Source organism: Mesorhizobium comanense, assembly GCF_005503535.1.
Classification (GTDB): Bacteria; Pseudomonadota; Alphaproteobacteria; order Rhizobiales; family Rhizobiaceae; genus Mesorhizobium; species Mesorhizobium comanense.
Genome location: NZ_SCNN01000032.1, coordinates 16,025 through 40,377 on the forward strand (window position 1 = coordinate 16,025; position 24,353 = coordinate 40,377).

Genomic DNA, 24,353 nt, shown 5'->3' on the forward strand with positions numbered 1-24,353 from the left:
GCGGAGCGCCGGACGCCAGCCAATTGCGCCAGGACTCCACCTCGAAGCCAGTCCCGGTCGACGCCAGACACCTTCCGTCCAACCCGATAGAGAGTCCGATTCTCGACGGATCTCACATCTTCTGCTGTGGCCAGTTGACCAGCATCAGATAACGTCGTCGGGCGTGAGAATGGCCAAGCCGGCGATCACCACGCCTGCGGACACGGCAGCGTCGGCCGCCATGTGCAGGAAGGCACCGCGAATATTGAGATCGAATTTCGCCCCGAGGCGAAGAGCAAGGCGGTAAGTCCATTGATCACGATGCCAACGGCCGCAACGATCATGACCGTCAGGCCGGCGACAGGTTCTGGGTGCGTCAGTCTTTGCATCGCCTCCCAGGCAATGGCCCCAACAGCGACCAGTAGAAAGACCGCGTTGAAGAGGGCCGCGAGAATAGAGCTGCCGCGCAGGCCGTAGGTGTACCGGGCCGAGGGCGGTCGCCTTGCAAGGATGCTCGCCACCCATGCGATCACAAGGCCGAGAACGTCGGACATATTGTGACCGGCATCGGCAAGTAGAGCCACGGAGTTACTGAATATGCCGAAAGTCGCCTCGACGGCAACGAATGCTGCGTTGAGGCCTATGCCTATCGCGAACGCCCTTCCGAAGCTCGCTGGTCCGTGCGCGTGCGTCGCCCCGTGATCCGGCTTATCCTCTGCGTACGAATGGGCGTGACAGTGGTCGTGGCTCATTGGACGAAGCTGCGCTCTTTTGTCCGTTCCGGCAGGTAGCGGCAGCCGGACCGCGTAGCCAATTAGACGTTGTGAGTGTTGCCATATTGGGCAAGTGGAGTGTGGGATCTGGATGACGAGCATAAAATCGGACAGGCGGGCGCTCTTCATCGTCAATCCTAACGCCCGCAACGGACGGAAGGTGGCAGATGATGTCCGAAAGACGTTGGAAGGCGGAGGTCTTGCTCTGTTGGAAGATCAGATCGGGAAGGGAGAACCGTTTCCGACGTCATTATTCGCCGTCGCTGCGATTGCGATTTGATAGTCCTCGGCGGTGGAGACGGAACATTGAACTCATCGGCGAAAGGGCTGTTGGAGACGGGTTTGCCACTTGGCGTTTTGCCTCTGGGCACCGCCAACGACTTCGCCAGAACGGTGGGCATCCCACCCGATCCCCTCAAGGCGGCAGCACTGATCGTCTCGGGGCAGCCGAGGCCGATGGATCTGGGCGAGGTGAACGGACAACTCTTCTTCAATGTCGCCAGCATTGGCTTCAGCGCGGAACTCGCCGCTCAGCTTACCGAGAAGGCCAAGAAGCGTTTCGGTAAACTCGGATATGCCTTGGTGGCAGCGCGCCTGCTGGCTCGTTCGCGGCTTTTCACTGCCTATCTCGAGCATGATAGTTCGACAGAAAAAATCAGGACGCTTCAGGTTTCTGTGGGCAATGGCAAATATTACGGCGGGGGGATGAGCGTGGAGGAGACGGCTACCGCCGATGATGGAAACCTCGATTTCTACAGCCTTGAGATCGACCATTGGTGGAGGCTGCTGACCCTGCTACCAAGCTTGCGCAAGGGGACGCACGGTAAATGGAATGATGTGCGCGCCTTTGGAACCACCGAACTTGTGGTGAAGACGAGCCGACCCAGACCAGTGAACACCGATGGCGGACTTACCACCTGGACGCCAGCCCATTTCAAGATCATTAGACGGGCGATAAATGTCTACGCGCCGCTCGCGACCACGCCTTGACGAAGGCTCGTCAACGGGAAGGGCGACGCCGTCGACCCACGACTTTCCTCGTCACCCGAACGATAGGGCTCCTCTTCTCAGTCCGCCCTCAATCGTACCATCAACGTCGAGCAGAACAGGGCCCAACCGGCACCAATCGCCCAGCCGGCGATCACGTCGGTCGGCCAGTGGACACCAAGATAGATTCGGCTTGCCCCAACCGCCAATGTGACCAGCATCGAGAGGGCCATGATGAAGATGCGCAGCAGTCGGGGTTCAAAGCTGCGCGCCAGCATGATGCCTACGGTGAAGTAGACCGTGGCCGCCATGAAGGCGGGCCCACTCGGAAAGCTGGAAGTGTATATGCGCGTGCCGTAGGCAACCAAATCCGGGCGAGGGCGATCAAAGCCATATTTCAGCAAGGAGCTCAGGATCACACCACTCCCGACAGCCAGGATGACCGCGATGGCATTGCGAAGCGAGCCGCTGACAATGCCGCCAACGGTTTTGACCCCTCCGTGATTTTGACGGATTGGGAGCGAGGGACCGTCGCAATGCTGCCGGTGGGCGGCCGTTGCGGACATTCGAGGTCACGGCCGAGGACAAGACGATTGAGATCGCGCCGAGCGTAACCTTTCCGGCGTGGACGTACAACGGCCGCGTGCCGGGTCCGACGCTGCGCGCCAAGGAAGGCGAGCGCATTCGCGTCGTGTTCCAGAACAACGGCTCGCATCCGCACTCGATGCATTTCCACGGCATCCACGCCGCCCGCATGGATGGAATTCCCGGCGCCGGGCTGATCGATCCGGGTGAAGAGTTCGTCTACGCATTCGACGCCAGGCCGTTTGGCTGCCACCTCTATCACTGCCACGCCTTGCCGCCGAAACGGCATATCCACAAAGGTATGTACGGCGCCTTCGTCATCGACCCAGACCCGGACCGCCATCCGGAGCATGCGGATGTTGCCCGGTCACGGCTTCTCGGCACGCTCGACAATGCGGGCTGGCAAGAACTGGTGATGGTCATGAACGTGTTCTACACCAATTTCGACGAAGAGAACGAATTCTACGCCGCCAACACCATTGCCCATGCCTATGCGAAGATCCCTATCCGCATCGAGCGCGGCAAGCCGGTGCGCATCTATCTGGTCAATGTGCTGGAATTCGATCGTCTTCGTCAGTTTCGGCTTCTTCCAAGGAGTCCGCATTACTCGCGACGAAATCCATCTGCTCCGGCCAGTTCCAGGGACGCGACCAAGGCCCGGTTGGCCTCGGTCACGGAAACGAGACGGATTTCTCCGGCCTTCAGGCGGATGCCCGGGAGCCGTCGCCCGTGACCGGCTCCACGAACCGATGCAGCTTGGCCGGGTTGCCCCGCCATATGGAGTTGGGCTCAAGCTCTTCACCCTTCATCACGAAGGAGTCGACATCGACCACCGATCCTTCGCCCATCACGACGCCGTAATGGATGAATGCGGAAGGCCCTAGCGTGCATCCCTTGCCGATGCGGATGAAATCGGTCTTGAACGCGCCTTCTTCCAGCGAATGGGCCTGGATGACGCAGCCTTCATTGAGCGTGACGTCATCGCCGATCTCCACCAGCGAACGCTCGGTCAGGTTGCTGCCGCCGTCATAGACACGGCTGCCCACCTTGACGCCCAGCATGCGCAGGATCATCGGCCGGAACGGCGTGCCGGCGAACAAGCGCACGATCGGCGAATCGGCAAGCTTCCAGTGGCGTTCGTGGCGCCAGAAGGCGACGTCGTAGATCGTCGTCATTTGCGGCTTCAGCCTGCCGAAACCAAGGCTTGCCCGCTCGACCAGGATGTAGAACGGAATTGTGATCGCGGAGGTCAAAAGTACGGCCACGAAAAGGGCGACCTCGTTCCATTCGGTATAATAGTTCAGCGCCCGGTCCCAGATCGCCAGTGTGACGAACAGCATGACCCATTGCGTGGCCATGAACAGAAGGATCGTTACCGCGTTGTGACGGTTCTTGACCGGGATGCGCCGGCGCCGGTCGTCCTCGTTGACGCCAGCGATAAGTTCCTTGTCGCGGTTCACCATGCGCGGGATTTCAAAGGAAGGCGAACCCAGGAGCCCGACATTCTCGCGCACCGGACCATCGATGGGGATCATCACCTTGGTGCCGAGCAGGACGTTGTCGCCCGTGCGTCCATCCGGTGGATAGTAGATGTTGTTGCCGAGATAGTTGCGCTCGCCGATCCTCGTCGGCTCGAGCCGGAACGCCGAGGCGGACTTGTGCATGTTGATCATGAAAAGTCCGTCCGACACCATGGTCTCGGTGCCGATCTCGCACAGGAGAGGGTTTTCGTGCTGCTTGTTGCTGCCGAAGTTGGATCCGGTCTGCACCACCTTGTTGAGGTTCCAGCCGATGGCGCGCATGTAGTGCACGATTGCCGAACTGTCGCCGAACAGCAGCCCCAGGGTGCGGGAGTTGCTCGAGAATTCGGCGACGGTCTGGAGCCAATAGTGGAAGCCGTACAGCGTATAGGTGCGGCCGGGTTTCAACAGCAGGCTGAGCAGGCGCGGCACCAGCGTCGCGGCGAGAAAGGCCACGGCGATATAGCCGAAAAGCGTGACCGTGGTGCCGATCGCGACAAGGCCGATCGTCTCATGATAGTCGTCGCCGACGTTCTCCCAATAGCTGTGGAACAGCAGCGGCAGCGGGGTGACGATGGCAAACAGCCCAATCAGCTGAACGGCTTCGAACAGGAAGCGTCGGATGTTGGAAGGATCGACGTTGCGCACCTTGCAATAGTCCGCCGTGGTCGGCACGGCTGGCGATCCATGCCAGCGTTCGCCGTCGGGGATGCTTTGCCCGCGGTGCAGCGAGGACGAATGGCCGAGCTGGGCGCCGTCGCCGATCCGCGTGTCGATGTCGAGCGTGGAGCCGACGCCGACGAAGGCATCGCGGCCGATGGTCAGCGGCCCGGTGTGGATATAGCCGGACTGGGCGCGATAGCCGAGGATCATGGATTCCTTGCGCAGGATGGTGTTGGCACCAATTGAAATGAGATCCGTGCAGACCGGCACCGTTTTCGATTCGATGACGGCGTTTTTCCCGAGTCTGGTGCCGAGAAGCTGCAGATAGAAGCTGTAGAGCGGGCTGCCCCGGAACAGCACGACGGGTGCGGTGCGGATCAATGTCTTGACGACCCAGAAGCGGAAGTAGCGCAGGCCCCAGATCGGAAACACCTCGGCCTTCCAGCGGCCGATGAGGACCCATTTCGCGATGACGGCAAAGCCCGACATGCCGAAGAACACGCCGGCCGAAAGCGCCACGCAGCGCAAATAGAGCTGCAACGGATCGTCGAGCGCGTCATACATCCAGTCGAGGCCGCCATCAAGCGCCCACAGCGCCGCATAGCTGTAGAGCCCGTAGAACAGCATCTGCGCCGCGCCACAGGTCCAGTAGGCAAAATTCGATGCCTGGCGGGTGAGAACAGGCTCATTGGTCGCCGTCGTCATCTCTTCCGCCACGCTCAGATGTTTGGCGAGGCGCGCCACGGTCGGATAGAGATAGATGTCGCGCATGGACGTCGTCGCCCATTCCTTCCTGGTGCGCACGCGCGCGCAGAAATGCGCCATCAGCAGCGAGTTGGCGCCGAGATCGTCGAAGAAGTTGTCCTCGACGGACACGTCGTCGAATTTCAGCACCTCGGCCAGCGCGCCGGCCAGGAAACGCTCGTCGTCATTGCCGGGCGCCACCATGGCGCGGTCGGCCGAAAGCCGCACGGTTGTCGGCTTCGGCAGCTGGCGAAGGTCGACCTTGTTGGAGACCGTCATCGGGATGACAGGCAGTTCCTCCAGATAGGAGGGCACCATGTAATCCGGCAGGCGCCGCTTCATCGTCTGGGCGAGATCCGCGCGGGAGAGTGCCGGCTGGCCGGCCTTGCGCGCGTAATAGGCGACGAGCTCGACGCGGCCGGGCTCGATCTCCCAGGTGGTGACGGCGGCCTGGGCGATATCAGGCTGGTCGAGCAGCACCGCCTCGATCTCGCCGAGTTCGATGCGGTAGCCGCGGATCTTCACCTGGGTATCGATGCGCCCGGCATATTCGATCTCGCCGCTGTCGTTGATCCGGCCAAGGTCGCCCGTGCGGTAGATGCGCTTTGACGGGTTGTTTGGCAGGTCGAGGAAATCGGCGATGAATTTCTGTTCCGTCAGGTCGGGCCGGTTGAGATAACCGACGGCGAGCCCGATGCCGGCGATGCCAATCTCGCCCAGTTCGCCAGGCTCGGCCAGCTCCGGCAGCGAAGGGTCGAGGATGACGATCGAATAGGTGGGCAGCGGCGCGCCGATGGTGACGGGCCTGTCCGGCGTCAGCGCGCCCATCGTTGCCGTGACGGTCGCTTCGGTCGGACCATAGGTGTTGAGGATCTGCCGGCCGGGCTTCGACCAGCGCACCACCAGATTGTGCGGGCAGGCCTCGCCGCCCACCAGCAGCGTGCGCAGGCTGGGCACCTCGCTGGTCATGGACGACAGCAAGGTCGGACTGCAGGCCATGCAGGTGATGTCATGATGACGCAGGAAATCCGCGAGTTCCTCGCCCACCAGAGGCAGCTGGCCGGGTGCGGGCACCACCGTCGCGCCGGCGACGAACGGCACCCAGATCTCTTCGGAGGAAAAGTCGAAGGCGATGGTCATGCCTTGGTAGACGCGATCGCCCGGCTGGTAGCCATAGGATGCGGCGGCGACCCGGATGAAGTTGACGAAGCTCTGGTGCTTGACGGCGACGCCCTTGGGCCTGCCTGTCGTGCCCGACGTGTAGAGGATGTAGCAAATGTCGTCGGCCGGTGCCTTGTGTGGCTTCAGCGGCGCGCTGGACTGTTTGGAGATCTCGGCGGAAGCGCTGTCGATCAACAGGTGGGGAACGGGCAATTGACCGGCACGCGACGCATAGGCGGCGATGGTGACGATCAGGCTGACGCTGGCGTCTTCGATGATGAGCGTCATACGCTCTTGCGGAAACGCGGTGGCCAGCGGCACGAAGGCAGCGCCTGCCTTCACCACGGCGAGCAAGGCGACATAGGTCTCGGCGGATCGGTCGAGAATGAGGCCGACCCGGTGACCCGGTTGCACGCCGCGCTTGATCAGCAGGCGGGCGAACTGGTTGGCACGGCTGTCCAGCTCCTGATAGGTCCAGACGCGGCCTTCGGAGATCACCGCAGGCAAGGTGGCGAATGTCTCGGCGAGCTGCTCGAAGACCTTGTCCAGACGCTCGTCGGGCTGACCTGCCCGGGCGAAGTCGGCGCCCGTCAGAACCTGCGGGCGCGCGATCGTTGCCGAGTCCGGGGCGATGGTTGCGTCGACGAGCAGCAGGTCAACCCTTGTCGTGGGCTGGCTGCCTGGCTTTGCCGCGTCTCTTTCAAGTCCGGCGATATCGACACCGTAATCCATTTCCAAACTTTCTCGTCCTGGTCGAGCGGTGCCAGGCACATCTCAATCATGCCGCCGCTCGAGCAGGCATTGTCGGCTGTGCCGCCGCTGCAGTTTGACCGTTGTTGATGGAGGTGGAATGACCGAAGCTTCCAAAACGGAAGAATCCGCAATCCCGACCGGCGATCACTGACCGCCCGATCTCACCCCTCTTCGGCAGGGCCGTTATCACAGAACCGGCCGCCCCGTCTTCACATATTCGGGAGTCTTCACATATTCGGGAGCATGGGCGCGCGGGCGCATCGCCTCGGAGCTGCCGGCGGCGAGCGACGTGCCGAGCAGGGCACCCATCCATCCGTTCGAACCTCGTTGCATTGCCGGCCCATTCCCGTTGTGCGGCGGCCATTTTCCGGCCGCCGCCGCATGATTATGCCATCCGATCTTTTCGCCAGTTTTTCCGAACTGTTGAATTTTGTTTCTGAATTGTGTCTGGGCGCTGTTCTTACCTCCCCTTGTTGGCCCTTGCGGGGAAGCTGCAGCGCGCCTTACGCCATCCCACCCTGCCGGCGGCTGACCAACGATCACGCAAATATTTTGGATCGTTCGGATCGGCGGTCGACGTTTTCACGGAACACCAGCCACGCAATCGCCATGGTGGCCAACCCTTCGACATTCAGCAGCAGGGCGGCGCTGGAAGCAGTTGCCAAGGCGAGTCCAGACATCAGCAGGACAGGTCCGACGACACCACCAGCAGCAATGGCGCCCGCTAGCCAGGGAAGATCAGCCCGTTGTAGGGAGGCCTCGTTTGCGCCTCGCCGATCGACGCGAGTTGCGATAAAACCAGAACAGAGCCAGCCCGAGGCCCGCGCCCAGATAGAGCAACCCTGCGAGCATGAGCGGGCTTACCACATCGAGGAGCAGCTTGGATAACGGCGACACTGCTCCGAACAGAGCGGCTGAACCCAGTGCGAGCGGCATTAAAGCCGCGAAGGCGCCGGTGTTGATCGACATGATTGGTCCTTCATGTGATGGGGGCGATAAGCCGCTGAAGTTTCTTAAGTTGGATGTCACGTGGCTCGTGCATGTCCAGCTTGCCGGCGAACTCGCCGCGGGCATCCATCAAGATAATTCCAGCCGTGTGTTCCATTGTGTAGTCGCCCCCATCTTCCGGAATCTTCTTGAAATAGGCGGCAAAGGCCTTGGCGGCACTTGCCGTCTGCGCGGGCGTACCGCGCAAGGCCACAATGCGAGGGTCGAATTCGGACATGTAGAACGCGAGTTGGTCTGCCGTATCCCGTTCGGGATCGACGGTGATGAAAAGAGGCATCAACCTGTCGGCGCCAGTCCCAAGTTCGGCAAGCAGGCTCGTCAGTTCGTAGAGCGTCGTCGGGCAAATGTCCGGGCAATGGGTAAAGCCGAAAAAGACCAGATATGGTTTGCCGACCAGATCGGCATTGGAAAAGGGCTTGCCCGCAAGCGTCAAAAGCTCGAACGGCCCGGCAATCGCAGCTTTGCCAACTTCCACGACCGGGGGTGGCGGGTTGAGGACGCCATAGGCCTGCATAAGCGCGACCCAGCCAGTGACGACGCCCAGGCAAGCAACCAGCGCCCATAGAACGATACGAACGGTTCTCACAGGCTCACTGGCCAGACGACTGCTGCGCAGAGCGTGGCTTGTCGACTGGCGCCTGCTGGTCCGCGCCCAGCACAAGAAACCCAATTTCGACGACGCCAGCCTTTGCGAATCTCAATCGAGCTGGAACACGATCCCCCGCGACAAATCCTCGGTCGGGCTCGATGAACATCATATGCAACCCACCAGGCTGCAAAGCGATGCTTTGCCCGGACGCGACATCAAGGCCACCGACAACGGGCCGCACTTTGGCAACACCGTCCTCGACAGTCGATTGGTGGATTTCCACCCTGGTTGCCCAACTTGATTCAACGCTTAGCAAACGATCGGGTTTGGTGCCTATGTTGGTGATGGTGAGATACCCGGCGGCGACCGCTGCGGCCGGCGGCGTTACGCGCGACCACGGATGGCTGATGGATATAGCTCCCGCAGGAAACTCATGCGCCATTCCTGGCAAGGTAGAGCGGGCTAGCGCGCACATCAGCACCAACGACTTGGTAGCCGGCCTCATTTGGTGCTCCATTGCTTTGTTCCAGAGTGTGAGCGAAAGACGGTGCAAGGCTGCGGCACCCACCGAAACGGTGGCCGTGAATTTCTGGCGGCGGCCGAGCCGGTAGCGTCGAGAACCAAGAAAACCACCTTGAGCCGAAATGCATATCGGCGCGTGGATTGCCGATCCTTGAGCCCGAGGTTCGTGGCTGTCAGTGGTCGCTTTCGCACATGTCATGATGTGCCAACGCGCGGATGACATAGCAGTCCTTGATCTGGTCACCGGCGCAACGGGTGGCGATTCGCTTGAGTTCCTTTTCCAAACGCCGGAGCTTCTCTATCTTCTCTCGAACGGCAGTTAGCTGCTCGGCAGCAATCCGGTCGGCTTCCTCGCATGGACGCTCCGGGTGCGCACTGAGATCGATCAGTTCGCGAATTGCCTCAATTGTCAGGCCGAGTTCACGGGCATGCTTGATAAAGGACAGCCGCTCTCTTTCCGGAGCAGCATACCGCCTCTGGTTGCCCTCGGATCGTTCCGCAGCATCCAAAAGGCCCATTTGCTCGTAGTAGCGAATGGTGGGAATCTTCACCCCGGTTTTGCGAGAAAGATCGCCAATCGTCAGCATGGGCAGCACCTCATTTTCTATAGTGACTAGAGATTGGCCACTCAATTGCTGTACGTCAACTGTTGGCGCCACATCGCGAGGATTTGTCGCAGCCAAGCCAAAGGTGATGTTTCCAGTCAGATTTGAACCTGACGGCCCAATCTGGCGTGGCAAGGTGCTGAAAGGCGACGACCTTGTCGCCTTCAAGCGCAAGCGCGAACGCGTCGACGATCTGCTCAAACAAGGAGCTCCCGGTTTCCAGAAGGTGGCGAGCACAGGTCGATGACTGCGGGACAGTCTGCTGGACTGAGTGCAATGTGTGCCCGTCAATGCCGGCACCGGGCCAGCAGCCGGCCGATGCGCGACAGGAGCATTGGCGCGGCAAAGAGAGCGAGGGCGCCGATCGCCCAGAGAACAACAATCGCGGGCTTCAGCTCGCAGCAACGCGATAGCCTGCCCCATAGGCCACTGACGTCGAGACCGCCAACAATGCTGCTCGCTTCCTTTCCGACGCCGCGCTATCGATGGACAGCGCCGCCTCGCCTTATCGTGTATCGTTGAAGAGATTCCACGGAGGCCCGTATAGGCGGGGGCTGCACGCGCCGGAGGTAACGCCAGTTGGCATGGCAATGTTTAGAATGCTGTCGAGCGCCTACCAGTTCGAAGCCGGCGATGGGCCGCTTTCTGCAGCTAACGCGGCGGTCGAGGTTGCAGCAAAACGCGGATCGACCGTTGCACGACACTTTTGCGTTACCTTGCTACGAACGATCATTTTTAGTTTGCTCCTCTAGCTACTAGAGCAAGCATCCTTCGCTTTCTCATTCCGCTGGTGCCGTCATGCTCGCGACCCTCGGAATAGCGAGCACGGTGACCAGAACCGTAAGCGGGTCGACAGCAGATGACAATGTCCAAAGGCAACGACGAACTCGAGCGCGTAGTGGCGATGCACCGGGATCTCCGAATCAAGGGCAATGAAGAGCTTGAGCGCATTTTAATCGCATATCGACAAAGTAGGACCAGAACGAAACTCCCGGTCTTTGAGAGAGAGCAGATTTCTCAATGGCTCGCGGCTCAGCTCAAGTTTGCGGGGGTCCAAATATCTTTATTTGCCGCGTTAGTCCTTGCATGGAGCGCTGCACGGCTGCTTCGGTTCACGCTAAGGCAGCTTTTCGTCGGCAATCTGTCGAAGCGACGGGCGCGCAGGCATCTGAAAATTGCCAGAATCCTGAACCGCGCGTCTTTCAGGATTCTGCTTCGCCAACTGAGCAAATGCGTTTGACGTTGCGACATGTCCTTTTCTGTAGGAAGACCGAGCGATCTTCGGTCAACAAGCATCGGCCCTTCGTCAGGCATCTATTGGTTCTGGTTCCCGCGAGAATAACCATCCAGGATAGGAAGCATCCGCATGATTCTTGATGCCTAAGCCCGAGGCGAAGCTGATCACCACAACCGTCTCAGGAAAGACCGTACATATGTCCGACGCCCACACCGCACCGCCGCCTCTGGCAGCACTCGACTCAGCCCATGTTGGCGATATCAAGGGAGCCTTCGGGACGATCCGCGTGGGCGATGACGCGCCCCGCGCGGGACTGAAGGCTCGACTGACGACATTGCTGGCGATCGTCGGACCTGGACTAATCGTGATGGTCGGCGACAATGATGCCGGCGCGTTCGGCACTTACACTGAGGCGGGGCAGAACTACGGTACCAGCCTGCTCTGGGTGCTGCTGTTGCTGGTGCCGGTGCTGTACGTGAACCAAGAGATGGTTCTGCGCCTGGGGGTGGTCTCCGGTGTCGGGCACGCCCGCCTGATTTTGGAGCGCTTCGGCAAGTTCTGGGGCGCGTTCAGTGTGATCGACCTGTTCATCCTCAACGCCCTGACGATCGTCACCGAGTTTATCGGTATCAGCCTGGGCCTCGACTATCTGGGCATCCCCAAGATCCCGGGCGTCCTCCTCTCGGCTGCTGTGATTGTGGGCGCCGCCAGCACGGGTTCCTTCAAACGCTTTGAACAGGTCTGCATGACACTGGTGGTGGGATCCCTCCTGTTGGTGCCGATCTTTGTCATGGTCCACCCGGATCTCCGGCAAGTGGCCCGGGATTTCCTTATCCCCGGCATGCCCGCAGGTGCAGACGCTTCCCAGGTGGTCATGCTGATTATCGGCATCGTCGGCACGACGGTTGCCCCCTGGCAGCTCTTCTTCCAGCAGTCCTACATCATCGACAAACGCATCACCCCGCGGTTCATGAATTACGAGAAAGTGGACCTGTGGCTGGGAATTGTGATCGTGATTGTCGGCGCTGCTGCAATCATTGCCTTCACTGCGGCGACGTTCGCCGGGCGAAGCGAGTTTGGCAATTTTACCGATGCCGGCGGCGTCGCCATGGGACTGGAAAAATATGTCGGGAAGGCCGCGGGTGTCCTTTTCGCTCTGGCGCTGATTGATGCATCGATTATCGGCGCCGCGGCCGTGGGTCTGGCGACCTCCTACGCCCTGGGCGATGTATTGGGGCTCAAGCACTCGCTGCACCGTAAGGTCTCCGATGCGAAGGCTTTCTACGCTGTATTCGCGGGGATCCTGCTGGTTTCAGCGGTCATCGTTCTTATCCCCGGCAGTCCTTTGGGTCTGCTCACGGTCGGTGTCCAGGTCTTGGCTGGTGTCCTGCTTCCCTCCGCCACTGTGTTCCTGCTGCTGTTGTGCAACGACCGTCAGGTCCTTGGCCCATGGACCAATGGCACGGCCATGAACGTCTTCACTTCCGCGGTGATAGCCGTTCTGGTCATTCTTTCCCTCGTTCTCACTGCCGGCGTCCTGTTCCCCGACATCAACTCAGTCGCAATCGTCGCCATCCTCATCGGCGGCGGCATGGCTTCCGTCGCGGTCGGCCTGGGTTTGCTCGCATACAGACGTTTCCATCCTACTGTCTTAGACGTGAAGGAAGTCGACCGTTCCCAACGTGCATCGTGGCGCATGCCCCCGTTGGCCTTGCTCGCCGCTCCAAAACTTTCCACCGGAAGCCGGATTGGTCTGAGCGTGCTGCGGACCTACCTGCTGATCGCGATGATCTTGGTTATAGTACGTGTTGTCCAGTTGGCCCTTGGCCATTGAGCACCGCGTAGATTTTTGACTAGCTTGGCCATTGGCCCCAAAGGAGAAACCCGTGACAATCCGCACCGGCGCTGGCACTCCAGATACTGCCGCCTCCCTTTCCTCGATGCTCAAGAATGCTGTCGTTGATGCGCAAGGCAGACCCTTCGGCGTGCTGGAGGATGTGGCCGCTCAGCTCCGCGGAGACAAATATCCGCTGGTCACCGGCCTGGTTGTCGGCACTGACGGTGGCCGCGTCTTCGTGCCGGTCAGCGACGTTGTCAGCATTGACGCCAACCCTATCCGGCTTCGTGCCGCGAGCGCGGATTTAGGCCCGTTTGAACGCCGCGACAGCGAAATGCTGCTCCTGAAACAGGATGTGCTCGGACACCGGCTTATCGACGTCGACCGCATTGTATTTGTTAAGGCCTACGATATCCGCCTCTCGGTCGAGGCCGAGGGTTGGGTCGCCATCGGCCTCGACGTTCACAAGTATCGCTGGTTTCAATTCGGTCGCCACGAAAACCATCCGGCACGAGACTGGCATGCCTTCCTCTTGATCGGCGACCATGGGACCGTCAGAAGCCGATTTGCCAATAGCCGCATACAGCGTCTCAAACCCGCCCACATCGCCGACCTCATCGAAGAGGCCTCGACGAAGGAACAGGACTTACTGCTTGCGCAGGTCCACGCCGACCCTGGGTTGGAAGCAGATGTATTCGGCGAACTCGATGACGACAGACTGGCTCAGTTGCTCAAAACCCGCAGTGATCGGGATATTGCCGACGTGCTTTCCCGAATGCGCGCCGACGATGCGGCTGACGCCGTGATGGATCTGCCCCAGGATCGCCGCCAGAAAGTTCTGGATTTAATCCCCGGCCCGCAGCAGACCAAGGTTCTGGCGCTCCTCGGCTATCACGATGCCACCGCCGGGGGCCTCATGGGCACAGACTATCTGGCCCTCCCGGAGGAGCGCAGTATTGCGGACGCTCTTCAGAAACTGCGTGTGGCGACCACCCAACAGCCCGAAGCCCTTACCACGATCCACAGCCTTCACCCGGACGGCACGCTGGCGGGAACGCTCGGCCTGGTCCGTGCGCTGCAGCTAGACCCGGCGACCCTCCTGCGCGACGCCGCTGACCCGGATGTGATTGTCGCCTCGCCCGAGGACGACATCATCGCTGTGACAACCCGGATGGCGGACTTCAATCTACTTAGCCTGCCTGTTGTCGATTCCACCGGGCTCATACTTGGTATCATCACAGTCGATGATGCACTCGAAGCCGCTATTCCGCGGGACTGGTCCCGGCGTGAACCCGCCCGCGTCGCACGACGACCACGCAATCCGGAGGCGCCATAAACGAAGCCTATCGCTGATCGCTCCGATCAATATGAAGTGCTATGAAGTCATTGCTGATCTTCTTTGTTGCCGCCCTTCTCTTGCGCTCGGCGATCATCACTGTTTGCGCCATGCGATGGCTCTTCAATTATAGGTTGATCGGCAACAAGGGCGCAGATCGCTTCTTTTCCGCTGCAAAGGCTCTGGAGCAAAAATCTGACTGGATTCTGGCGAAAAACCGACTTCGTTGAGCCAGTATGGCCGGGACATATTTCGCGCTTAAGATAGCTTCTAGCTTCCAGTGACAAGGCCAGCCGGAATCGTCATACGCCTGAAGGCGGCTGGAAGGTCATATTCGCAGCATCGCGCGAATGATGGCGTGGCAGCGCACCGTCTCAAATGTCGGTCATCCGCGCGCACAACATCGACTTTGGTCTGACGCTTGCCGGCGAGAAACCGAGAAACCATCTAGCGGCATCAGATCGCGTTCGGCAAGGAGACCCTGCGCAAATTGATCCTCGGTCCCCGGGCTCTTCTTCGTGGCCGCCCTGCAGCGTGGGTGCGGACTAGGACGCGGAGGCTATCGTCGGTCGCATTGGTAAATCTCCAGAGGTTGTGGAGAAGCCGGACTATCCCATGGCGCTTTCAAGCAACAGCAGGAGCAGGAAACCGACGAAGAACATCGCCGCAACCCAAGGTCGATCTGGAGTCTCATGCGCCTCGACCAGCAGTTCTTCCGTCACGAGATAAAGAAGCGCGATCAGTCCGAAGGCGAAGAACCCGGTGAGATAAGGGCCGGGCAGAGATGCAATCGGCGTCGCGACAAGTGCCCCGACCGGCAGTAGCATCACGAGCCCTGCGGTAAGACCGACCACCCGGCCGGGCTTCATCGACTCGCCGAGTTCCGCAGCCACGGTCAGGCCAAGAAAGAGCACTTCGATGGTAAGCGCGATCGTCAACAGCAGGCCGACTTTCTCCCCGGCGGCAAAGCCGAGTCCAAGCACGAGGCCATCGATCAGGATGTCGACGCCGATAATCGCCGTCAGACCGAGCGGCCCTTGCATGCGTTCCTCGAAGCTCTTGAGCAAGAGCATCACGATCACACCGATCGTGCCCCCAATCGCGACCGGCACCACAGACCCTGCATGCTTGAGGTCAGGCAAGATTTCGCCCGCTGCCGCGGCAAAGACCACGCCTGCCGCGAAATGCTGGATTGCGCTGATGACAATCGGCTCCGGCCGGCGATACGCTGCGATCGCCGCGCCTATGATCGCGGCGCTCACAGGAATGAGCGTATAGATCAGGGTGGTCATTCCCAGCGATTGCATGGCAAGCTCATCTCCCGATTGAATTTTCAGCAATCATCCAGGCCTTGGGCCTTCGCAACCTCTTTCGAAGTAGCGATACGCCGGTCAACCGATTGAGCCAAGGCCGGGGAACCGCTCGAGCAGCCAGTATGCGATCAACTGGAGCTGGCCGGTCATCATCAGAAGGCCCATGACGATCATCGCGCCGCCGGCTGCGACGTTGAGGACATGCCCGGCATACCGAAGTCGCTTCAGGGCCGCCGCCATGTTGGCGAACAACACCGCTGCGAGCAGGAATGGCACGCCCAGACCCAGACCATAAGCAGCGAGGAGGACGGCGCCACTGCCCGCCGAGAGCGCCGATACGGTCAGGATGGAACCGAGAACGGGGCCTATGCAGGGCGTCCAGCCAAATGCGAAGGCAAGACCGAGCAGATAGGCGCTGCCCGGCCCCGAAACCGAATTCGGGCCCAGCGATCGAAATTCCTGCATCAGAACCGGAATTCTGATCAGGCCAGTCATCAACAATCCAAACATGATGACCAATGCCCCACCGACCAGATTCGCTTCGGCGCTGTAGCGGATAAACAAACCGCCCAGTGCCTGCGCGCCAAGGCCGAGAAGCACGAAGACAGTCGTAAATCCCGCCACGAACCACAGCGCCGGCCATGTCACGCGAAGGCGGTCGATCATGCGGGTCGATGACGGATCGACCCCATTCGATACGAACGATAGATATCCGGGGACAAGAGGAAGGACGCATGGCGAAACGAACGAAATCGCACCGGCCAGTGCGGCGGTTGCCACCCCTATAGCCGAGACCTCGATGGCTATCACTTCTCAGCTCCGGCCGAACTCGCGGTTGCTTGCCGCGCGGGCTCCCAATGCACTGCGGGTCTCTGAGGAGATCACTTCAGGCCACGCCAGCCCAGGAGCCTCATTGCATTCGCCGTGACAATGACCGTCGCCCCGGTGTCGGCCAGAATCGCCGGCCAGAGGCCGGTTATCCCCATGACCGTGGTGACCAGGAACACCGCCTTTAGCCCGAGCGAAATGGTGATGTTCTGTGTGATGTTGCTCATGGTCGCCCGCGACAGCGCTATCATGTTGGCGACATCCTTGACCCGGCCGTGCAGCACAGCGGCGTCAGCGGTCTCCAGCGCGACATCGGTTCCGCCGCCCATGGCGATGCCGACATTGGCAGCGGCGAGCGCCGGCGCATCGTTGATGCCGTCACCCACCTTGGCAACGATATGTCCGCTCTTCTGCAATTCGCCGACGATGCGCTGCTTGTCCTCCGGCAGCAGCTCGGCCCTGGGTTCGAGACCAAGACTCTTGGCGATGGCAGCGGCGGTACGCTTGTTGTCGCCGGTCAGCATTACAGCGGTGACGTCGAGGCGTTTCAGCGCTTCAATACCCTCCTTGGCGTCCTCGCGCGGCTCGTCGCGCATGGCGATGACGCCGGCGATCACCCTGCCGGCAAGCAGCACCGAGACACTCTTTCCTTCGTCATTGAGCTTGGCGATGCGATCCCGCAGTTCCTGCGTGAGCGCGCAGCGCTTTTCTGCCGCCTTGGGCGAACCAAGGAAAAGTTCAACGCCGCCCACTTTTCCAACGATGCCCTCGCCGCCTATGGCCCTTGCCTCGCTAGCGGAAGTGGGATTGATGTCCCTCTTTCTGGCTTCATCCAAAATGGCCATGGCGAGCGGGTGGCTGGATCCGATCTCCAAATCAGCCGCCAGTGCCAACGTCTCGGCTTCTGTCCGTCCGACCGCAACGATGTCGGTGACCTTGGGCTTGCCTTCTGTGAGCGTGCCGGTTTTGTCGAACGCAACCTTGGTGATCTTGCCAAGCGTCTCCAGAACCGCCCCGCCCTTCATCAGCAATCCCCTGCGGGCACCGGCCGAAAGGCTCGCCGCGATGGCGGCAGGGGTAGAGATGACCAGCGCACAAGGACACCCGATCAGGAGGATGGCGAGGCCCTTGTAGATCCACTCGTTCCAGACGCCGCCAAAAACGAGCGGCGGGACGATCGCCACCAGTGCCGCAACAACCATGACGGCGGGCGTATAGTAGGTGGAAAATCGGTCGATGAACCGCTCCGTCGGCGCTTTCGATTCCTGCGCCTTCTCGACCAGTTGGATAATGCGCGCGATCGTGTTGTCCGCGGCAGCTGCGGTTACCTTGACGCGTATCGGCGCATCCTGGTTGATCGTGCCGGCAAAGACCTGATCTTCGGGAACCTTCCGTTTTGGCACGGACTCGCCCGTCATTGGGGATTCGTCGATCGAGCTTTCACCGGAAATGATCGTGCCATCGGCAGGAACGCGGTCGCCGGGGCGCACCAGTATGGTAGAGCCGACGGCAAGGCTCTCAGCTGGCACCTCCGAGGTTTTTCCGTCGACCTCCAGCAGCGCGGTCTTCGGCACCAACGTCGCGAGCGCCTTGATGCTGGCACGGGCGCGGCCAGCGGCCACCCCTTCGAGCATTTCTCCAACCAGGAAGAGGAAAACGACAGCAGCAGCTTCCTCGCTGGCATTGATGATGACGGCGCCGACGGCGGCGATCGTCATGAGCGTTTCGATGGTGAACGGCGACCCGTTGAGAGCGGCCATGATCGCGCGCCGCGCGATCGGGATAAGTCCCACCGCCATGGCGGCGATGAACGCCCATGGCGCGGTTTCTGGAACAAGCTTGGCCAGGACGAACGCAGCGGCGAGCGCGAGACCGCACAGGATCGTCAGCCGCGCCTTCGAGGTCTTCCACCACGGCCCTTCTTCGCTTCCGTGATCGTGGCCATGAAGGCCCGCCACCCCGACGTCGTGGGCATCGGCCTTCTTGCCATTGTCGTGACTCGAATGGTCGTGGCCAGCGTGGTCATGGTCCGAATGGTCATGGCCAACATGATCGTGATGCGGGTCAGTGGAGTTTGCGGGATCGTTCCTGAGCGCCGCGCCGCCAGCCGCTTTTGCCTGCCCTAAGGCAATTGGGGCGACCTTGTAGCCCAAGCTTTCAACGCGCTTGGCAAGTTTTTCCATATCCGCCTTCGACGAATGATCGACGGTCATGGTTCCGGCGGTCACCGAAACCGAAACCTCCTGGACACCTTCGACCCGTCTCGCCGCGGTGTCGATTTTCTTCGCACAGGCCGCGCAATCCATGCCCGCTACCCGGTACCGGCTTTGCAAGATCGTGTTTGCGTTCGCTGCAATCAGGTCGGCCGCATTTGCCCGCTGCTCCAGCGTTTTGCCATGCGATGAATGATCGTGGTCGCCATGATCATGATCCGAATGATCGTGGCCTGAATGGTCTTGATCGACGTGGTCGTGGTCCGAATGATCATCGCCAGCATGATCGTGATGGTGCTCGGGGTTGGTGCAGCTTGTGTCTTCGCTCTTCGGCGCCGCGCCGGCAGTTGCCTTCACCTGTGCCAAGGCAATCGGGGCGACTTTGTAGCCCAGGCTCTCCACGCGCTTGGCGAGTTTTTCCATATCCGCTTTCGGCGAGTGGTCGATGGTCATGGTTCCAGCTGTAACTGAAACCGCGACGTCTGCGACGCCGTCGATGCGCCGTGCCGCCGTATCAATTTTCTTCGCGCAGGCTGCGCAATCCATGCCCCCTACCCGGTAACGGCTTTTGAGAACAGCTTCATTCATCGCATAACGCCTTCCGAATGCTCTTGCGTTTCCTAGTCAACGGGACGCTAATTCCTCTAGCAACTAGAGGAGCAAGCGATTTTTTCGGCTGTCTCTTATACCGTCCAACTTGGCTGCTTTCGCGGGCCTGTGGGCAAGTCGCCTTGGGATCAGCAATCCAACGTCAGCCCCGAATTCGGCGAAAGCGATCGACACTCCTGCGTTGGTACGATCTTTCCCTCTTGTTCAAAGTCCGGCTTGAACCGCCCCGTGTTGATCGGAGGCTCCATGTGTGGATGCCCCGTTTCATGCAAGTGCCATTTGCGTCTTCGAACATGTGATCGGGTGCGGTCATGTGTCAGGCCTGTGATGCGGCGTCGAGGTGCCGCTGGCCGTCATGGAGATACGCGGATCAGGCGCAAATCAACTCGACGAGCTTTTCGCTCTTGGAGCCTCGGTGCATTTCCTGATCCCGATCAGACCGATCATTTGCCCTTGACGTTCACGACCTCCTCACATGCCGCCCATCATGGCGTCGCAGTCGCCGAGTAAATGCTCAGATGCTCAGGCTACTGCGCTGCCAAGATCCTGGTAATCCTCTTTCTTCGTCAACATTGCCCACACCGAGCGAGCCATCTTGTTGGCCAATGCCATGGCAACCAGCATCAGCGGTTTGCGATCCAGCATTCGGGCGAGCCATGAGCCGGGTCGGGCGCCGCGGCGGGAGGCCCACTGTATGACGGCCATGGCGCCGATGATCAGCAGCCGTCGGATGTCCCGCTGGCCCATTTTCGACGTGCGGCCGAGCCGCTGCTTTCCGCCTGTCGAATGTTGAACCGGCACCAGCCCCAGCCAGGCGGCGAAGTCGCGACCGCGCTTGAAGGTCGCCATTGGGGGCGCGAACGCTTCCACCGCCATGGCCGTGATCGGGCCAATTCCCGGCATGGTCTGAAGGCGGCGTGTATCCTCCCCACACTGAGCTTCGCTGCGAAGGATCTTCTCAAGCTCTGCAATCTCGCAGCTCAACCGGTCGACCTGCTCCAAGTACACGCGACCAACGTCGAGGACCAGTTGGGGCATCGTTGGCTCGGCCGCACCCATCACGGCAGCCAAAGTCTTCAGATGAGCCGGACCTTGCGGTGCGATGACACCGTGTTCGGCAAGATGCCCGCGCAATGCGTTGATCAGCTGCGTGCGCTGGCGCACCAGCAAATCGCGCGTTCGGAACACCATCGACCTCGCTTGCTGCTCTTCCGTCTTCACCGCCACGAACCTCATCGTCGGTCGTGATCCTGCTTCAGCTATGGCCTCGGCATCAGCGGTGTCGTTTTTCTGGCGCTTTACATATGGCTTGACGTAGTTGGGCGGAATGAGCCTCACCTCGTGGCCCAGCTCCTGTATGGCCCGGCCCCATTCGTGGGCGCTCGCGCAGGCCTCCATGGCGACCACACAAGTCGGCTGTCGGGCCAAAAACGGGACTTGTCAGCCCCGGCGTGGGGTACGACCTTAGTCATTCCGATCCTGAGGTGCCGTTTTCGATCTTCATTTCCTTGTCCACTTCTGAAAACAACGCGGTATGCGCGCGCCACCTATCGCTGGCCGCATCCGGGATCTCGAGAACGGAGCGTGCGCGTGAAGGTCACCTGCATCGGTCCTGACGAAACCTTCCATCGCTACTGACTCCCAAATGGGCTTTCCTGCCCACCAGCGGTGCAGGCGCGGCGATTGATGCTGGTCGTTTCAATCGGCCCGGCGTCGAAGCGCTTTATCTATCCCGCGCGCCTCAGACAGCGTTGGAGGAATACAAGCAGGGCGCCAGCATCACACCGCCCGCCACCCTTGCCGCCTACAAGATCACGCTTTCCGAGATCGCCGATCTTTCGCAGGGGTTCGACCCGAATGCCTGGGATAGTGCCGGGAGAGCAGGGGCTGTGCCTGGCGCCAGATCGCCCGCATTGACAAGAAAGTCCCGCCATCATGAAGCTCGCGACGTGATCATCACGGCCGGGCTCCGCGGTATGTGTTTCCGTCGCTGCGCCACGCCGGCGGCACCAACCTGGTGATCTTTTCAGCCAACCTTGTCGAAGGCGATCACGTCGCGGTCCATGATCCCGATCGCCGGCTGCCGCACGAACAGTCGTCCTGGCCGTAAACCTCGGCCGGAGCGTCGCAACGCGGCAATCCATTTAGGCCGTCTCGTCTCCAACGACATCGACCCTTTCTTCTTCCTCTTCGCCGTCCCCTTCCCCGCGCGCCAGCCCAACCGGAATATCGCCGGCCAGCAGCTTCTCCTTCGACAGCAGGCCGGCATCCTCGAGCGCCTCGAAGTCGGGCAGGTCACGTAGCGTGTCGAGACCGAAATGCGACATGAAGGCTTTGGTCGTCACATAGGTATAGGGCGCACCGGGCTGCGGGCTGCGCGGGCCAGAAGCGATGAAGTCCTGGCCACGGAGCGTGGCGATCAAGTCGCGAGAAACCTCCTTGCCGAAGAACGTCGACAGCTCACCGCGCGTGATTGGCTGGAAATAGGCAATGCACATCAAAACCAGCGCCTCCGCCTGCGACAGTTCTTTTGCCCCCTCGCCCGCTGCCGTGCCGAAGGCGGCGCGGATGGCGTCGCCAAAAATTTTCTTGGTCCGGTGCTGCCAGCCGCTGGCTACTGCGACCAGCTCGTAGGGGCGGCCGGCGAGCTCGGCGCGGATGTCGTCGATGATCAGCTCGAGATTGCAGTTTTTGCCGACGACGCGCGCCAGCACCTCGCGCGGTACCGGTTCGCTGGCCGCAAAGACCACCGCTTCGACACGGCCCATCCATTCGCGCCAGCGCAGCTCCGGCGGCAGGTGGTCCAGTTCCGTGTCGAGCAACACAGGCTGTCCGTTCGGCTTGCGGCGGGCAGACGCTTCGCTCATCGCTAGAGTCCGAACAGCCGAAAAGTGGTGCGGCCGGAAAGCTCGCGCACGGCATCCAATTGTTGCAGCCGCTCGAACAGGCGTCGCGCCGCAAAGCGAGACAGGGTTTTGGTGGTCAGCGAGCCGGATATGGCATCGTCATTGAGCAGTTTTTTGATCACCTCCCCCGCCCCCTTGGCGCGCAACTTTGGCATCACCGCAGCAAGCCGCTCGGCGCGCCGCGACAGTTCGGCGGCCAGCCGCAAGGCGTCGTCCGCGCCCTGGGCCAGCGCCAGGCACGCCGCCCTTTCAAATTCTCTTTGCTCCCCCGGCCGAATCCGCTTGGCGCGACCGTCACCGGTTCGGAAGGCCAGAGCAAAAGCCTGGGCCATCAGCAGCGGGACGGGTCGCGGCCAGCGCAGCTTTTGCGCCAGAACCAGATCGGCGCACCACCACGCCAGCAATTCCGCTCCCGGCGACAGGGCAACAACACGGCTGGCGGCTGCCGCGGCTGTAAACGGCGCCGGCCGGCCGGCGCGGACCACATCGTCAATCGCACCCGGGAGATCGGCAAAACCGTCATCCCAGCGCAGCCCGAGCTGATCGACCACTTCAGCCAGCCTTGCGACGTCGATCGCCGGCGGCCGCGATGCCAGCTGCCGCCACGCTGCCAGAATGCTGCCGGCGGGTCCGGGGTCACCGTCGGCAGGACGCAGATACCAGGCATCGCGCAGCGCCGCCTCATCCTCGGAGCGGCCTGCGAGGCGCACGGCCGCGACGGCGCATTTCAGGGCCAGCCGCTGGCGCCAGGCGCCGGCCCAGGCCGGTTCGGAGCGGACCAAAATATCGAGCGAAGTCAGCGCGGCGCCGGCAAAGAAGGCGGCATCGGTTGCGTGTTCGACGGGCCCGCCCGGCAAGGCCCAGGCCGGCATAAGCGGTAGCGGCGGTGAGGAAGCGGGCAATGGATCGGCGCGAATCATGAAACGGATGATAAATCGATGGTGCGCTTAATGCCATCTGTCCGGTTCAAAACGCACTGCCTGTCGCGCACTTAAAACGAACGATAATGTTGCATTATCGTTCGTTTCTGCGCTAGAAGGACAAATGGCCGTTTTCGTCGAGAAGAAGCCCAAAATTCACGCCCAGCGACCTTCCGGACCATCCCACAGCGCGACGGTCTTTCCCGGAACGGCTACGATAGCGCTGGTGCATCCCACCGACGCTTTTAAGCCTGCGGGCGCAAACCTGGCGCTGCCCGGTAGAAGATCACCCGCACCGATGGAACAAGCTGGCTGAGATAATCGAAATCCCCAACATTGCCCGTCAGGACCGTCGCCCCGACCAGACCGGCCTGGTGAAAGATCAGCGCATCGTTGAGGAAGCGGCGTTCATGCCCCTCCCCTTTTGGCAGATGGCTCAGCCGGAACAACAGGCCGGCCAGCATGCCGGCGCGTCCCCAAGCGGTGGCGTCGGGCGCATGCAGCCGGTGCGCCGGAATATCCTCGATCGTATCCGCAACGGCTCCCAGGATCGACTTCGTCGTCGGGTGCGCCGGGTCGAGCCGGCCGAACACGTGGCTGAGCTCGGCAAGGCAGACGGCCGAGTGGTGACAGAGCCGATAGGTCAGAAGGTTATCGACCGCTTCGGGCGTGCGTCCCTGCAGGACATCCAGATAGACGCTGGTGTCGAGGAGCAATGCACCGCCGACAGGCGGCTGGTCGCCTGCCCAGGACAGGGCGGAATCTGGTCGCCGTTCCAGCCCCGCGCCGCGCCGCTGTGGTTTTAGGGACCGCAGTGCGCCGCCTAGATCAAATGCCAAGATCAATGTCCGCGGAGATGCTGCCCTTGCGGCCGACGAGCCGGGCGCCAAAATCGTCCTCGAGGGCCAGCCGCGACAAGGCGAGCTCAAGCAGTTCGGTGTCGGAGGTCACATGGGCGCGCTTCTTTGCCGCCTCGATCAATTCCGCCGGCACCCTGCCGGAAAGGCGTGTGTTCTTGGCCGGGCCAAGCAGGCCGACCGCCCTCGCCTGCTCAAGCACCAGACGGTTGCGGGTGTGGGCGATCCGCTCCTCGCTTGCGGCTGTCGCTGCGCCACGTATGGTCATCTTGGGATCTCCATCTGTTGAACGGAATATAAAGGATGTTGAACATGAAAACAAGGAGAGACCACCCCTTGAGAGGCCATCCCTGGATCGGAAAGGCCCGTTGCGCTCCCGCTGATGCGATACCAGGACCGGAGCGGAGG

At 61.2% G+C, this 24,353-nt stretch carries 22 protein-coding genes and 4 pseudogenes; 8 read left to right on the plus strand and 18 right to left on the minus strand.

The features are described from left to right. Positions 1-165: 165 nt before the first annotated feature. Positions 166-731: pseudogene (locus FFS37_RS32035) on the minus strand (cation diffusion facilitator family transporter); the annotation flags it as partial. A 112-nt stretch (positions 732-843) separates the two neighbouring features. On the opposite strand from FFS37_RS32035, the pseudogene FFS37_RS32045 reads away from it, so the two are divergent. Then, a pseudogene (locus tag FFS37_RS32045) lies at positions 844-1,742 on the plus strand (lipid kinase). Positions 1,743-1,819: 77 nt separating this feature from the next. Here the strand turns inward: FFS37_RS32045 and FFS37_RS32050 are convergent. Then, on the minus strand, positions 1,820-2,158 hold the full coding sequence (locus tag FFS37_RS32050) for a phosphatase PAP2 family protein (RefSeq protein ID WP_232375858.1): 339 nt from the start codon (positions 2,156-2,158) through the stop codon (positions 1,820-1,822). A gap of 33 nt (positions 2,159-2,191) precedes the next feature. Here FFS37_RS32050 and FFS37_RS32055 point away from each other — a divergent pair. Further along, positions 2,192-2,910: pseudogene (locus tag FFS37_RS32055) on the plus strand (multicopper oxidase domain-containing protein); the annotation flags it as partial. Positions 2,911-3,025: 115 nt separating this feature from the next. On the opposite strand, the gene FFS37_RS32065 reads toward FFS37_RS32055, so the two are convergent. The 8 genes from FFS37_RS32065 to FFS37_RS35900 form a co-directional block, all read right to left on the minus strand. Continuing rightward, on the minus strand, positions 3,026-7,144 hold the full coding sequence (locus FFS37_RS32065; protein WP_171026505.1) for a Pls/PosA family non-ribosomal peptide synthetase: 4,119 nt from the start codon (positions 7,142-7,144) through the stop codon (positions 3,026-3,028). Positions 7,145-7,351: 207 nt separating this feature from the next. Then, positions 7,352-7,498, minus strand: a complete 147-nt coding sequence (locus FFS37_RS35895; RefSeq protein ID WP_171026506.1) for a hypothetical protein — start codon at positions 7,496-7,498, stop codon at positions 7,352-7,354. Positions 7,499-7,704: 206 nt separating this feature from the next. Further along, entirely contained in the window at positions 7,705-7,845 is a 141-nt protein-coding gene (locus tag FFS37_RS36710) for a hypothetical protein (protein ID WP_456299331.1), read from the minus strand. A 58-nt stretch (positions 7,846-7,903) separates the two neighbouring features. Next, positions 7,904-8,134 (minus strand): hypothetical protein, encoded by a 231-nt coding sequence (locus FFS37_RS36290; RefSeq protein ID WP_232375853.1) that lies wholly within the window; start codon positions 8,132-8,134, stop codon positions 7,904-7,906. A gap of 10 nt (positions 8,135-8,144) precedes the next feature. Further along, positions 8,145-8,687, minus strand: coding sequence for an SCO family protein (locus FFS37_RS32075; RefSeq protein WP_137934949.1), 543 nt, complete (start codon positions 8,685-8,687; stop codon positions 8,145-8,147). Between the two features lie 76 nt (positions 8,688-8,763). Further along, entirely contained in the window at positions 8,764-9,267 is a 504-nt protein-coding gene (locus FFS37_RS32080) for a copper chaperone PCu(A)C (RefSeq protein ID WP_137934950.1), read from the minus strand. A gap of 190 nt (positions 9,268-9,457) precedes the next feature. Then, a complete protein-coding gene (locus FFS37_RS32085) occupies positions 9,458-9,871 on the minus strand; it encodes a MerR family transcriptional regulator (protein ID WP_137934951.1) in 414 nt (137 codons plus the stop codon). A gap of 55 nt (positions 9,872-9,926) precedes the next feature. Beyond that, the gene (locus FFS37_RS35900) at positions 9,927-10,094 is read right to left on the minus strand and encodes a hypothetical protein (RefSeq protein WP_171026507.1); all 168 of its coding nucleotides are present in this window, start codon (positions 10,092-10,094) and stop codon (positions 9,927-9,929) included. Between the two features lie 660 nt (positions 10,095-10,754). Here FFS37_RS35900 and FFS37_RS32095 point away from each other — a divergent pair. From FFS37_RS32095 to FFS37_RS32110, 4 genes are all read left to right on the plus strand, one after another. Next, positions 10,755-11,129: a hypothetical protein gene (locus FFS37_RS32095; protein WP_137934952.1), complete on the plus strand. Its 375-nt coding sequence runs from the start codon at positions 10,755-10,757 to the stop codon at positions 11,127-11,129. Positions 11,130-11,322: 193 nt separating this feature from the next. Then, positions 11,323-12,960, plus strand: coding sequence for an Nramp family divalent metal transporter (locus FFS37_RS32100; RefSeq protein WP_137934953.1), 1,638 nt, complete (start codon positions 11,323-11,325; stop codon positions 12,958-12,960). 52 nt (positions 12,961-13,012) lie between these two features. Then, positions 13,013-14,299, plus strand: a complete 1,287-nt coding sequence (locus tag FFS37_RS32105) for a magnesium transporter MgtE N-terminal domain-containing protein (protein WP_232375854.1) — start codon at positions 13,013-13,015, stop codon at positions 14,297-14,299. Positions 14,300-14,340: 41 nt separating this feature from the next. Beyond that, entirely contained in the window at positions 14,341-14,529 is a 189-nt protein-coding gene (locus FFS37_RS32110) for a hypothetical protein (protein ID WP_137934954.1), read from the plus strand. 378 nt (positions 14,530-14,907) lie between these two features. Here FFS37_RS32110 and FFS37_RS32115 read toward each other — a convergent pair whose 3' ends face one another. The 4 genes and pseudogenes from FFS37_RS32115 to FFS37_RS32130 all read right to left on the minus strand — a co-directional run. Then, positions 14,908-15,591, minus strand: coding sequence for a ZIP family metal transporter (locus FFS37_RS32115; RefSeq protein ID WP_137934980.1), 684 nt, complete (start codon positions 15,589-15,591; stop codon positions 14,908-14,910). Between the two features lie 99 nt (positions 15,592-15,690). Then, positions 15,691-16,422, minus strand: coding sequence for a cytochrome c biogenesis CcdA family protein (locus FFS37_RS32120; RefSeq protein ID WP_137934955.1), 732 nt, complete (start codon positions 16,420-16,422; stop codon positions 15,691-15,693). A 71-nt stretch (positions 16,423-16,493) separates the two neighbouring features. Beyond that, positions 16,494-19,241 carry a heavy metal translocating P-type ATPase gene (locus tag FFS37_RS32125; protein ID WP_137934956.1) on the minus strand — a complete coding sequence of 916 codons (2,748 nt, stop codon included), beginning with the start codon at positions 19,239-19,241 and terminating at the stop codon, positions 16,494-16,496. Positions 19,242-19,784: 543 nt separating this feature from the next. Continuing rightward, positions 19,785-20,693: pseudogene (locus FFS37_RS32130) on the minus strand (IS110 family RNA-guided transposase); the annotation flags it as partial. 251 nt (positions 20,694-20,944) lie between these two features. On the opposite strand from FFS37_RS32130, the gene FFS37_RS32135 reads away from it, so the two are divergent. Both FFS37_RS32135 and FFS37_RS36530 read left to right on the plus strand, forming a co-directional pair. Beyond that, the gene (locus FFS37_RS32135) at positions 20,945-21,283 is read left to right on the plus strand and encodes an RES domain-containing protein (protein WP_232375860.1); all 339 of its coding nucleotides are present in this window, start codon (positions 20,945-20,947) and stop codon (positions 21,281-21,283) included. Continuing rightward, positions 21,241-21,372, plus strand: coding sequence for a hypothetical protein (locus tag FFS37_RS36530; RefSeq protein ID WP_269750966.1), 132 nt, complete (start codon positions 21,241-21,243; stop codon positions 21,370-21,372). The genes FFS37_RS32135 and FFS37_RS36530 overlap by 43 nt, the downstream gene beginning before the upstream one ends. 34 nt (positions 21,373-21,406) lie before the next feature. Here FFS37_RS36530 and scpB read toward each other — a convergent pair whose 3' ends face one another. The 4 genes from scpB to FFS37_RS32155 form a co-directional block, all read right to left on the minus strand. Then, on the minus strand, positions 21,407-22,129 hold the full coding sequence (gene scpB, locus FFS37_RS32140) for an SMC-Scp complex subunit ScpB (protein ID WP_137934957.1): 723 nt from the start codon (positions 22,127-22,129) through the stop codon (positions 21,407-21,409). 2 nt (positions 22,130-22,131) lie between these two features. Next, complete coding sequence (locus FFS37_RS32145) at positions 22,132-23,088, minus strand: DUF1403 family protein (RefSeq protein ID WP_137934958.1); 957 nt, start codon at positions 23,086-23,088, stop codon at positions 22,132-22,134. 245 nt (positions 23,089-23,333) lie between these two features. Further along, complete coding sequence (locus FFS37_RS32150; protein ID WP_137934959.1) at positions 23,334-23,927, minus strand: type II toxin-antitoxin system VapC family toxin; 594 nt, start codon at positions 23,925-23,927, stop codon at positions 23,334-23,336. Further along, positions 23,917-24,213 carry a hypothetical protein gene (locus FFS37_RS32155; RefSeq protein ID WP_137934960.1) on the minus strand — a complete coding sequence of 99 codons (297 nt, stop codon included), beginning with the start codon at positions 24,211-24,213 and terminating at the stop codon, positions 23,917-23,919. The genes FFS37_RS32150 and FFS37_RS32155 overlap by 11 nt, the downstream gene beginning before the upstream one ends. Positions 24,214-24,353: the final 140 nt, after the last annotated feature.

Coding starts and splice junctions, on each gene's coding strand:
- FFS37_RS32115 (WP_137934980.1), bottom strand. CDS start 15,591: ATGACCACCCTGATCTATACGCTCATTCCTGTGAGCGCCGCGATCATA.
- FFS37_RS36290 (WP_232375853.1), bottom strand. CDS start 8,134: ATGTCGATCAACACCGGCGCCTTCGCGGCTTTAATGCCGCTCGCACTG.
- FFS37_RS32110 (WP_137934954.1), top strand. CDS start 14,341: ATGAAGTCATTGCTGATCTTCTTTGTTGCCGCCCTTCTCTTGCGCTCG.
- FFS37_RS32075 (WP_137934949.1), bottom strand. CDS start 8,687: ATGCAGGCCTATGGCGTCCTCAACCCGCCACCCCCGGTCGTGGAAGTT.
- FFS37_RS32100 (WP_137934953.1), top strand. CDS start 11,323: ATGTCCGACGCCCACACCGCACCGCCGCCTCTGGCAGCACTCGACTCA.
- FFS37_RS32095 (WP_137934952.1), top strand. CDS start 10,755: ATGTCCAAAGGCAACGACGAACTCGAGCGCGTAGTGGCGATGCACCGG.
- FFS37_RS32155 (WP_137934960.1), bottom strand. CDS start 24,213: ATGACCATACGTGGCGCAGCGACAGCCGCAAGCGAGGAGCGGATCGCC.
- FFS37_RS32085 (WP_137934951.1), bottom strand. CDS start 9,871: ATGCTGACGATTGGCGATCTTTCTCGCAAAACCGGGGTGAAGATTCCC.
- FFS37_RS35895 (WP_171026506.1), bottom strand. CDS start 7,498: ATGCAACGAGGTTCGAACGGATGGATGGGTGCCCTGCTCGGCACGTCG.
- FFS37_RS32065 (WP_171026505.1), bottom strand. CDS start 7,144: ATGGATTACGGTGTCGATATCGCCGGACTTGAAAGAGACGCGGCAAAG.
- FFS37_RS32080 (WP_137934950.1), bottom strand. CDS start 9,267: ATGAGGCCGGCTACCAAGTCGTTGGTGCTGATGTGCGCGCTAGCCCGC.
- scpB (WP_137934957.1), bottom strand. CDS start 22,129: ATGAGCGAAGCGTCTGCCCGCCGCAAGCCGAACGGACAGCCTGTGTTG.
- FFS37_RS32125 (WP_137934956.1), bottom strand. CDS start 19,241: ATGAATGAAGCTGTTCTCAAAAGCCGTTACCGGGTAGGGGGCATGGAT.
- FFS37_RS32145 (WP_137934958.1), bottom strand. CDS start 23,088: ATGATTCGCGCCGATCCATTGCCCGCTTCCTCACCGCCGCTACCGCTT.
- FFS37_RS36710 (WP_456299331.1), bottom strand. CDS start 7,845: ATGTCTGGACTCGCCTTGGCAACTGCTTCCAGCGCCGCCCTGCTGCTG.